The organism is Rhodococcus sp. P3_B8, assembly GCF_056402775.1.
Window position 1 is genome coordinate 1 of record NZ_JBFUGT010000221.1, and the last position, 10,874, is coordinate 10,874.

Here is a 10,874-nt window from a genome sequence, read left to right on the forward strand (position 1 = left end):
CTTCTACCCCGGCGCCGCGCCGCTGCGCGCCCAGTTCGGCGACGCCCACGAGACCCCCGAACCATTCACCACCGTCGCTCCGAGCGACATCGACACCGCTCTCGACCACTTCGCCGCCGCGGTCGGGGCCGACCCGTGGGTCCGCTCGTGGCCGGCGCTGCTCACCGGCGTCACCCCGGCAATCGACGACGGGCACTGGTTTCTCGTCGACGCGGAGGGGCGCGCGCTGCCGCTGTCCGGCGAAGACCCGGTCCTGTGGCGGCTCCTCGGAATGTCCGGCGGCCGTCCCGTCACCGTGTTCGGGGAGTGGACCAGCGAATCGCTGGTTCCCGTCTCGGTGTTCGATCGCGGCGACGTGTACCCGCTCGGGCCCGGCACGCCCTCGCCCGCGGCGGCGGGGAGCCGGCGATGAGCGAACTCCTGTCCGCCGCCCTGCTCGGCACGGCACGGTCCACCCCCTCGTTCGAGGATCTGGCCACCGGCGAACTGACGCAAGCGGTCAGCGGTGATCCGGCGGAGACCCTGCTGGGCGCCGCCGCGCTCGAGAACGCATACCGCGACGGCGGGGTCGCCGCCTCCGCGCGCGTGCTGCCCGCCCCCGCCGAGGACGATCCGCGGCTGCAGTTGCCGCCCGCGTCCGCGTCGCACCTGATGCAGTTGCTCGCAGCCAAGTCGTGGACGCTCACCGAGTGGTTCGCGGTCGTGGCCGAGCGGAATTACCGCGCGCCGGATCATCTCGTCGCCGACCTGATGGCTGTGGCCCGCACCAACGACGCCCACCGCGAGAGCATCCTCCGACTGGTGGGCCCCCGCGGCCAGTGGCTCGCCGCGCAGAACCCGGACTGGTCGATGCTGGTCCGCCGATCCGATCGCACCGACGTGTGGACGCACGGCGCACACCAGGAACGACTGCAATGGCTCACGGCGATGCGGGCGGTGAACCCGGCGATCGCGATGACCGAACTGAGCCGCACCTGGGATTCCGAACGGGGCGAGCACCGGGCGGCGTTCATCGCCGTTCTGGGAACGGGGCTGAGTGATGCCGACTCCGCATTGCTCGAGCACGCACTCGACGACCGGCGGAAAGAGGTGCGCCAGCAGGCGGTCCAGTTGCTGCGCCAGCTGCCGAACTCCGCATACGCCGAGCGGATGGCCGCTCGCGCCCGGGCATGGGTGCGCGTGGAGAAGAAGCCGCTGCGCACCCGTCTCGTGGTGAACATGCCCGGCTCCCTGGACGATTCGGCCCGTCGCGACGGCATCGAGGACGTCCATTTCAAGAACAAGGGAATCCGCAGCTGGTGGTTGCGGATGGTGGTCACCGCCGCCCCCTTGTCGGTGTGGGAAGGCATGATCGGCTCCGCCTCCACCGCGTTGGAGATTCGGATCGAAGACCAGTGGCGGGAGGTGATGATGGAGGCGTGGACCACCGCGACCGTGCTGCAGCGCAATCCGCGCTGGGCGTCGGCTCTGCTGCACCGGGAGGGACGGACAACCGAACGGCGCGTCGTGCCGATCGTCCCCGCCCGCGAACGCCTCGCATACATCCTGTCGGGTCGCGCCGACTCCTACCTGCTGGGCGTCGACGGCGCCGCCCTGTTCGACGGTCTGCCCCACCCCTGGCCGCTCGACCTGGCCGAGCGGGTGATCGCTCGCCTCGAGGACGTCGCCGGGCGGCACGCCGAGACCGGCAAGGATCTGGGGCAGTTCTCCCGGCACAGCCACTACTCGACCCTCCGCAGCGCCGAGACGCATTTCCCGTTCGCTGCGGCGCCGCTTCTCCGAGCAGCCGCCGAACGCACCCGTGATCCCGGCTGGCACCAGGCATTCGCCACTGTCGCCACCAACATCGACCACCGCAGAACAGTCCTGAAGGAGCTCGAGTGACCGAGATCGCGGCCGCCCAGGCCGACCTGCTACGACCCCACGCCGAGCAGGCCTACGCCGACGAACTCGCCGCCCTCGCCGCGCACGACACCCGGCCCCGGCCACCGTCGTGGAAATTGTCTCCGTGGGCGGTCGTGACGTACCTGCTCGGCGGCGAACTCGACGACGGCACCGTCATCACCCCCAAGTACGTCGGTCCCCGCCGGCTCATCGAAGTGGCCGTCGCGACGCTTGCGACCGACCGCGCGCTGCTTCTGCTCGGCGTCCCCGGCACCGCGAAGACGTGGGTGTCCGAACACCTGTCGGCGGCGGTCTCCGGCGAGTCGACCCTGCTCGTCCAGGGAACGTCGGGGACGCCGGAGGAGGCCATCCGGTACGGCTGGAACTACGCGCGGCTTCTCGCCGAGGGCCCGACAGCGGGTGCACTCGTTCCGTCCCCCGTCATGACGGCCATGCAGGGCGGGCGGATCGCACGGGTCGAGGAACTCACCCGCATTCCCGCCGATGTGCAGGACGCGCTCATCACCGTGCTGTCGGAGAAGACGCTGCCCATCCCCGAACTGGGCACCGAGGTGCAGGCCGCCAAGGGTTTCAACCTGATCGCCACCGCGAACGACCGCGACCGCGGGGTCAACGAACTGTCCTCCGCGCTGCGCAGACGGTTCAACACGGTGGTCCTGCCGCTGCCCGCCGACGAGGAGGACGAAGTCGCCATCGTCGCGCGGCGCGTCGAGCAACTCGGGTCCTCGCTGGAACTGCCGGAGATTCCGGCGACCGTCGACGAGATCCGGCGCGTGGTCACCGTGTTCCGCGAACTCCGGTCGGGCGTCACCGGCGACGGCCGTACCAAGCTGAAGTCGCCGTCCGGAACGCTGTCCACGGCGGAGGCGATCTCCGTCGTCACCAACGGACTCGCCCTCGCCGCGCACTTCGGCGACGGGGTGCTCCGCCCGTCCGACGTCGCCGCCGGCATTCTCGGGTCCGTGCTGAAGGACCCGGTGGCCGACAAGGTCGTGTGGATCGAATACCTCGAGGCCGTGGTCCGCGAACGGGAGGACTGGGCCGACTTCTACCGGGCGTGCCGCGAGGTCACCGGGTGAACTCCGACGTCCGTGTCTTCGGCATCCGCCACCACGGGCCCGGTTCGGCACGATCGGTGCGGCGCGCGCTCGACGAATTCGTCCCCGACGCCGTCCTGATCGAAGGGCCCGCGGACGCCGATCCGCTGGTCGCGTTGACCGCCTCCGACACCATGGAACCTCCGGTGGCCCTGCTCGCGTATGCCACCGGGGAGCCCCGGACGGCGGCGTTCTGGCCGTTCGCCGTGTTCTCCCCGGAGTGGCAGGCGCTGTCGTGGGCGGCCGGGCGCGGCGTCGACGTCCGCTTCTGCGACCTTCCCGCCGCCAATACCCTCGCCGCAGACGACTCCGAGCCCCGTACCGAGGATCCGCTGACCCAGTTGGCCGCCGCGGCGGGCTACGACGACACCGAACGCTGGTGGGACGCCGTCATCGAATCGGGTTCGGGTCCCGACTCGTTCGACGCGATCACCGAGGCCATGACCGCTCTGCGGGACACCGTCGAACTCGACGAGCCCACCAGCAGGCGCGAGGCGTACATGCGGCAGACGCTGCGGAAGGTGATCAAGGGCGGCGCCCAGCGGATCGCGGTGGTGTGCGGCGCCTGGCACGCCCCGGCACTCGCCGGTCCTCTGGGTCCGGCCACCGCGGACGCGCGAATCCTCAAGGGAATCCCCAAGATCAAGACCTCGCTGACGTGGGTGCCGTGGACGCATTCACGACTGTCCGCGGCGTCGGGATACGGCGCCGGGATCACCTCCCCCGGTTGGTATCACCACCTGTTCACCGCACCGGACCGGACGATCACCCGCTGGCTCACGAAGGTCGCGCGGGTGCTGCGGGACGAGGACCTTCCGGTGTCGAGTGCGCACGTCATCGAATCCGTCCGTCTCGCAGACACGTTGGCGGCGATGCGAGCGCGGCCGCTCGCCGGGCTCTCCGAGGTCACCGAGGCCACCCGCGCCGTGATGTGCGACGGCGACGACGTCCTGCTCGACCTCATCACACGGCGACTCGTCGTCGGCGAGGCACTCGGCGCCGTCCCGGAGAACACCCCGACGGTTCCCCTCGACGCCGACCTGCGGGYGCGGGCGAAGACGCTGCGCCTCAAGCAGCAGGCCACCGAGAAGACCATCGACCTCGACCTGCGCCGAGACAACGACGTCGCGCGGTCCCGGCTCCTGCACCGCCTGCAGATCCTCGGTGTCGACTGGGGCACGCCGGCCGACAGTGACGTCCGCGGCACCGGCACATTCCGTGAGACGTGGTCCCTCACCTGGAAACCCGAACTGGCGGTGTCGATCATCGAGGCGTCGCTGTGGGGCACCACCGTCGAGGCCGCGGCGACAGCGAAGGTGCGTGAGGAGGCGTCGGCCGGTGACGTCTCGCTCGCCCAGCTCACCGGGCTGCTCGAGCAGGCCCTCCTGTCGGATCTCGGCGATGCGCTGGCCGAACTGCTGCGGGCGCTGGAGACGGCGGCCACACTCGACCACGACGTGATGCACCTGATGGATGCCCTGCCCGCGCTCACCCGCACCTTGCGATACGGGGACGTCCGCGGCACCGACGTCTCGTCCCTCACCCGCGTCACCGACAGCCTGCTCGTCCGCATCTGCGCCGGACTGCCCACCGCGATATCGGGTCTGGACGACGACAGCGCACTCGACCTGCGCCGCGCCGTCGATGACGTCCACGCGGCGGTGATGCTGCGCGACGACGATCGTGCGTCGGCGCGGTGGCTCGGCACACTCGCAGGCCTCGTCGACCGCAGCGACGTGAACGGCCTCGTGATCGGGCGCATGGTCCGATTGCTCCGCGACGCAGGCACCGTCAGCGAAACCGAGTCCGCCACCCGACTGTCGCGGGCGCTGTCCGTCGGCGCCGATCCCTCCGCCAAGGCGGGGTGGGTCGACGGCTTCCTCGGCGGCGGAGGGCTGCTGCTGGTCCACGACCGGCAACTGCTGCAACTGCTCGACGGATGGGTGTCGGGGCTGCGCGAGCAGGACTTCGTCGACGTACTGCCACTGCTGCGGCGCACGTTCGGCGGGTTCGAAACCGGGGAACGCCGGGCGATCGGGCAGTCCGTGGAGGGCGGGTCCACCGCCGATGCCCGCGCCGAGGTCGACGCTCGTCGGGGCACGATCGCGATCCGGACCGTCGCGGACATTCTGGGGGTGACGTCGTGACCGAAGACGCGGAGCGGCTACGCCGCTGGCGGCTGCTGCTGGGCAACGCCGCCGAGGAATCCACCGGCGGTCTCGCGTCCAAGGCGGACGCGGCGATGGACGGCGCTCTGGCCGCCCTGTACGACACCAGCAGCGAAGGGACGAAGAGCCGCCGTCGCGGCGCGGGTCTCGGCGGATCGGCGCCGAAGGTCGCGCGCTGGCTCGGCGACATCCGCACCTACTTCCCGAGCAGCGTCGTGCAGGTGATGCAGAAGGACGCCATCGACCGGCTCGGCCTCACCCAGCTGCTCCTCGAACCCGAACTGCTCGACGCCGTCGAACCGGACGTCCACCTCGTCGGCACGCTGCTGAGCCTGAACCGGGTTATGCCCGAGACCAGCAAGGCCACCGCCCGGATGGTCGTCGAGAAGGTGGTCCGGGAGGTGGAGGAACGGATCGCGCAGAAGACCAGGACCGCCGTCACCGGTGCCCTGAACCGGTCGGCCCGCATCACCAACCCCAAGTACCGCGACATCGACTGGAATCGCACGATCCGCGCCAACCTCGCGCACTACCTCCCCGAGTACAAGACGGTGGTGCCGGAGCGGCTGCTGGGATACGGCCGCCGATCGCAGGCCGTGCACCGCGACGTCGTCCTCGCCATCGACCAGTCCGGGTCGATGGCGTCGAGCGTCGTGTACGCGTCCGTGTTCGGCGCGGTCCTCGCCTCGATGCGCGCGCTGAAGACGTCGCTGGTCGTGTTCGACACGGCGGTCGTCGACCTCACCGACAAGCTGTCCGATCCCGTCGACGTGCTGTTCGGCACGCAACTCGGCGGCGGCACCGACATCAACCGGGCCATCGCCTACAGCCAGTCACTGATCGACAGACCGACCGAATCGCTGTTCGTGCTGATCTCGGACCTGTACGAGGGCGGGATCCGCGCGGAGATGCTGCGGCGGATGGCGGCGATGACGAACGCGGGCGTCCAGGTGGTTGTTCTGCTGGCACTGTCCGACGACGGCGCCCCGTCGTTCGATCACGACAACGCCGCGGCCCTCGGGGTGCTCGGCATTCCCGCATTCGCCTGCACCCCGGACAAGTTCCCGGAACTGCTGGCGCTCGCACTCGAACGCGGCGACATCGGCAGGTGGGCGGACGGTCTTCAGACGGAGTGACCGCGGGTCAGCCGGCAGCCATCCGGCGGTCGCTGTGCAGTTCGGGGTGCGCGTCGGCGCGGATCCTGAGCAGGACCAGTCCGGAGACCGAGGCGACGATCAGCGATGCGACCGTCCAGGGAACGTGCAGTTCGGAGATCCCGACTCCCGCACCGACGAGTCCCACGAAAAGCAGGCTCCACATGATCGCTTTGACTGGACCGGACCCCATGGCAATGCTCCTTCACCGAGATTACGTACATCCCCCGTGAGTTCTGGTGTGCGCGCAGAACGTTAGCCGCGTCACACTGGGGTCCCTGTGCGACACGTCGTAAACGCTCTTTCCGATACCAATCCGAGACCTGGACCCGTGAGTACTTATTAACCGCGGGCGGTTAATAAGTACTCACGGGGGCGGCTAGATGATGCTGATGGTGCCCTGGGTGGTCGCCGACGCGAGCACCCGCAGGTGGTCGTCGGACCCGCCGAGGGTGTGCTCGATGGCCGTCAGCCGGCTCACGTAGTGGCCGACCGGATACTCGGCCGTCATGCCGATGCCGCCGTGCATCTGGATCGCTTCCTGCCCGATCGTGCGGGCGGAGCGGCCGATCTGCAGCTTGGCGCGGGAGGCGACCACCGGATCGGCGGTTCCGTCGGCCAGCGACATCGTCGCGTAGAGACTCATGCTGCGAGCCAGTTCCAGCAGCACGTACATGTCGGCCGCACGGTGCGTGAGCGTCTGGAACTTCGCGATCGGGACACCGAACTGCTTGCGGGTCTTCAGGTACTCGGTGGTCAGTCGCAGCGCTTCCTCCATCGCGCCGACCGCCTCCGCACACAGTGCCGCCTGCGCCCGGATCTGCGCGCTCTCGATCGCCGACGATGCGTCGCCGCCCGCACCGAGAGGCTCCGCCGGGGTGTCCGACAGTTCCACCTGCGCGGCCCGCAATCCGTCGTGGGTCGCGTAGGCGGTGCGGGTCAGGCCGCTGGCATCGGCGTCGACGAGGAACAGTCCGACCCCACCGTCCGGGAGTGCCGCCGTGACGACCAGGGTGTTCGCGCTACCGCCGTGCGGAACGGGGTTCTTGGTACCGGTGAGGGTCCACGCGTCGCCGTCCTTCTTCGCGGTCGTGGACACCTGGGTGGACGGCCAGCGCACACCCGGTTCCCGATCGGCGAAGGCCAGCAGGAGATTGCCCTCGGACACGTCCGGCAGAATCCGGCGGCGCTGCTCCGTGCTGCCGGCCGCAGCGATCAGACCGCCGGGGACGAGCACGGCGTCGAGGACGGGTTCGGGCGCGAGGCGGCGGCCGATCTCGGTCATCACCGATGCGACCTCGACCGGTCCGGCGCCCATTCCGCCGTCTTCCTCGTCGAAGCTCAGGCCCAGCAGTCCCACCTCGGCGAGTTGCTTCCACACCTGCGGGCTCCACCCCTGCTCGGTGTCGGTGACGGTGTTGCGCTTCTCCGCGTCGTAGCTGCGGCCCAGCAGTTCGCGGGTGGTGTCGCGCAGCAGTTTCTGTTCGTCGGTCAGTTCGAAGTCCATGTCACGCCCTCACAATCCGAGGATCGAGGAGGCGATGATGCTGCGCTGCACTTCGCTCGATCCGCTGTAGATGGAAACCTTGCGGTAGTTCAGATACGTCGGAGTCGTCCGCTGCGCCCAGAGCGGCGAGGCGATGCCGTCACCTGCGGCGAAGGGCAGGGAGTCGGGTCCCGCGACGTCGGTCAGCAGTTCGAGTGTGGCCTGCTGCAGTTCGGACCCGCGCAGCTTCAGCAGCGACGACGCCGGGTTCGGCTTGCCGTCGGCCGAACTGGCCACCACCCGCAGCTGGGTGAGTTCGAGCGCGATGATCTCGTTCTCCAGTTCGGCGATCCGGGCGGCGAACAGCGGATCGTCGAGCAGCGTCCCCTCGCCGACCGAGATCTCGGCTGCGCGTTCCTTCGCCTGCGCGAGACGGACTTTGGAGAATCCCAGCCGGGTCACACCGGTGCGCTCGTTGCCGAGCAGGAACTTGGCGTAGCTCCAGCCCTGGTTCTCCTCGCCCACGAGGTTCTCGGCCGGCACGCGCACGTCCTCGAAGAAGATCTCGTTGACCTCGTAGCCGCCGTCGATCAGCTTGATCGGGCGCACCGTGACGCCGGGCGTCTTCATGTCGACGAGGATGAACGAGATGCCGGCCTGCTTCTTGGGGGCGTCCGGGTTGGTGCGGGCAAGGACGAAGATCCAGTCGGCGTGCTGCGCGAGGGTGGTCCACGTCTTCTGGCCGTTGATCACGTAGTCGTCGCCGTCGCGGACGGCGCGGGTCTTCAGCGACGCGAGGTCGGAGCCTGCCTCGGGTTCGGAGAATCCCTGGCACCACCAGATGTCGAGGTTGGCGGTCGGGGGAAGGAATTTCTCCTTCTGCTCCTGCGATCCGAATGCCGCGATGACGGGGCCGACCATGCTGGTGTTGAACGCGAGCGGCTCGGGTACCGAGGCGAGCTGCAGTTCGTCGAGCCAGATGTGCTTCTGCACCGGAGTCCAGTCGCGGCCGCCCCACTCGACCGGCCAGTGCGGCGTAGCGAGCCCGTTGGCGTTCAGAATCCGCTGGGACTCGATGAACCCTTCCTTCCCCACTTCTTCACCACGCGCATACCGCTCGCGGATCTCCGCCGGAATCTGCGTGGTGAAGAACGTTCGCATCTCGTCGCGGAACGCCAGCTCCTCGTCGGTCAAGGCCAGATTCATCGGAATTCCTTCGCACTCGAGGTCGGATTCATGTTCTGTTCCCGACGTTACTCCCTCGTGCGACTCCGCCGCCCGTGAGTACTTGTTAACCGCCSGGGGGCTGTTGCGGAATTGAGTGAGGGCGGTCCGGGTGCGGGTGTCTCGTGCCGMGGTGGGTGCCGGTGCGGGGGTGGCCCCCGCCGGGTCAGGGGGTGGCCGGGAGCGGGGTGCCKCCGGTCAGGTGGGTGAGGATCTTGCCGAGGTTGTGCACGGCGGCGTGGAACGCCCATTCGCTGCGGGCGCGGTCGAGKCCGCGGCTGGTGAAGCGGCGGAATCCGAGGTTGTGTTTGGCGTGCCCGAACACGGTTTCGGCGATGGGTGAGCGTTTGCGGTAGGTGGCGATACCGGCCTCGGTGCGCAGCCGGTGGGTCATGGCCTGGATCGGATCCGCTTGCGGCGGTGGCGGTCCGGTGACCGGATCAGCGGTGGCGGCGGCCTCGAGGTGACGGGATTTGCCGGTGGCGATCAACCGGTCCGGGCCCGGCGCGGTGAGGTTCTCGCGGGAGCAGTAGCCGGCGTCGAAGAGCATCACCCCAATCAGCTCCTCCGGGCTCGTGCCGGTCGGTTCCTTCCCACGTCGGGTGGTGTCGATCAGGTGCGCGGCCGCCCCGGCCTTGTCGACCATCTCGGGGAARTAGTCGTAGTCCGCCGGGCCGGTCCCGACCCCGGTGGCCAGGATCAACCCGTCCTCGCTGGTGAAGGCCTGACAGTTGTAGCCCTGCACCCAGCCGCCGCCGCGCAGCGGCTGCAACCGCGAATCGGGATCGGTGGTGTTGCGGCGCCGCTGCCCGGCGGCGGCGGYGCGCTCGCCCTGTTTGCGGAGGGCGGTGTCGAGTTCGGTGCGCCGGCGCCGGACCAGGTGGTGCTYSTCGACCGGYTTCGGTGCGAACCGGGTGCCCCCGCCCCCGGCCTCGGTGCCACCCTGGAACCGCTCGATCACCGCSTGCTGGGCGGCGACCGCCTCGGCCAGACGCCGCTCGGCGGCGGCGACCTCGGCCCCGACCGGCACCCGGCCCATCACCGTCTGGCCCGCGTCGAGCCGGGCCAGATAGTCCTGYGCYTTCYSSTCCCGCTCGCACCGTTCGGCGTCCTTCTCCGCGTCGAGCTGGGCCAATGCCTCGGCGATCCGGGCCGAGCGGGTGCTGGGATCGGCCAACTCCGCCGGCACCTGTCCCGGGCCCGGATCGTCCTCGCCGTAGAGGTCGTCMTCGGCGTCATCGGTGGCGGCGTGCGCGGCCACCGCGGCGGCGGCGATCCGCGCGGCCTCGGCCTCGGCTGCCCGGCGCAGCCCGTCCTCGGTGCGGTTGGCGTCCTTCGATGCGTTCGAGGCGATCTTCACCCCGTCCAACGCGATCGTCTCGAGTCGGCCCAGACCCAACCGTGCGGCCAGGATCAGGACCTGCGTGAACAGGGCCTCGCAGGCGGTGTGGTTGTCCTTGCGGAACCGTGAGATCGTCACGTGATCGGGGGTGTCGCCGGCGCAGATCACCCGGTAGGACACCACCTCCGAGCAGGCCCGCTCGATCTGCCGCGACGACCGCACCCCCCGCGACCACGCCCAGAYCAGCAGGGTCACCAGCATGTCCGGGTCGTACCCGGCSCGCCCGGCACCCCCGGTGCGGCGAGAGCCGTGAAAAGCGCTGGTGTCGAGATGGGTGTCGACGATCTCGATCACCGTCCACACCGGATGCGTGGGCGGCACCCACTCCCGCATGTCCGGTGGCAACAAAAACTGCTGATCACGATTCACCGGTCGATACCCCTTGGCCACCAACACATTATCCAAGAAACATCAGGTCGGGGCGCCGCGGCACGCGGA

At 69.6% G+C, this 10,874-nt stretch carries 8 protein-coding genes and 1 pseudogene; 5 read left to right on the forward strand and 4 right to left on the reverse strand.

Annotated elements, in window-relative coordinates; genetic code table 11:
* The 5 genes and pseudogenes from AC1D1G_RS34230 to AC1D1G_RS34250 all read left to right on the forward strand — a co-directional run.
* A pseudogene (locus AC1D1G_RS34230) lies at positions 1 to 412 on the forward strand (SWIM zinc finger family protein); the annotation flags it as partial.
* A complete protein-coding gene (locus tag AC1D1G_RS34235) occupies positions 409 to 1,884 on the forward strand; it encodes a DUF5691 domain-containing protein (RefSeq protein ID WP_283352609.1) in 1,476 nt (491 codons plus the stop codon). The pseudogene AC1D1G_RS34230 and the gene AC1D1G_RS34235, both read left to right, overlap by 4 nt.
* A complete protein-coding gene (locus tag AC1D1G_RS34240; protein ID WP_283331094.1) occupies positions 1,881 to 2,984 on the forward strand; it encodes an ATP-binding protein in 1,104 nt (367 codons plus the stop codon). The genes AC1D1G_RS34235 and AC1D1G_RS34240 overlap by 4 nt, the downstream gene beginning before the upstream one ends.
* On the forward strand, positions 2,981 to 5,149 hold the full coding sequence (locus tag AC1D1G_RS34245) for a DUF5682 family protein (RefSeq protein ID WP_477955566.1): 2,169 nt from the start codon (positions 2,981 to 2,983) through the stop codon (positions 5,147 to 5,149). The genes AC1D1G_RS34240 and AC1D1G_RS34245 overlap by 4 nt, the downstream gene beginning before the upstream one ends.
* On the forward strand, positions 5,146 to 6,306 hold the full coding sequence (locus tag AC1D1G_RS34250) for a VWA domain-containing protein (protein WP_283352607.1): 1,161 nt from the start codon (positions 5,146 to 5,148) through the stop codon (positions 6,304 to 6,306). The genes AC1D1G_RS34245 and AC1D1G_RS34250 overlap by 4 nt, the downstream gene beginning before the upstream one ends.
* 7 nt (positions 6,307 to 6,313) lie before the next feature.
* On the opposite strand, the gene AC1D1G_RS34255 is transcribed toward AC1D1G_RS34250, so the two are convergent.
* From AC1D1G_RS34255 to AC1D1G_RS34270, 4 genes are all read right to left on the reverse strand, one after another.
* Positions 6,314 to 6,517 (reverse strand): hypothetical protein, encoded by a 204-nt coding sequence (locus AC1D1G_RS34255; protein WP_005252231.1) that lies wholly within the window; start codon positions 6,515 to 6,517, stop codon positions 6,314 to 6,316.
* Positions 6,518 to 6,703: 186 nt separating this feature from the next.
* Positions 6,704 to 7,831, reverse strand: coding sequence for an acyl-CoA dehydrogenase family protein (locus AC1D1G_RS34260; protein WP_477955567.1), 1,128 nt, complete (start codon positions 7,829 to 7,831; stop codon positions 6,704 to 6,706).
* Positions 7,832 to 7,840: 9 nt separating this feature from the next.
* The gene (locus AC1D1G_RS34265; RefSeq protein WP_280779966.1) at positions 7,841 to 9,016 is read right to left on the reverse strand and encodes an acyl-CoA dehydrogenase family protein; all 1,176 of its coding nucleotides are present in this window, start codon (positions 9,014 to 9,016) and stop codon (positions 7,841 to 7,843) included.
* Positions 9,017 to 9,200: 184 nt separating this feature from the next.
* Positions 9,201 to 10,832 (reverse strand): transposase, encoded by a 1,632-nt coding sequence (locus AC1D1G_RS34270; RefSeq protein ID WP_477955568.1) that lies wholly within the window; start codon positions 10,830 to 10,832, stop codon positions 9,201 to 9,203.
* Positions 10,833 to 10,874: the final 42 nt, after the last annotated feature.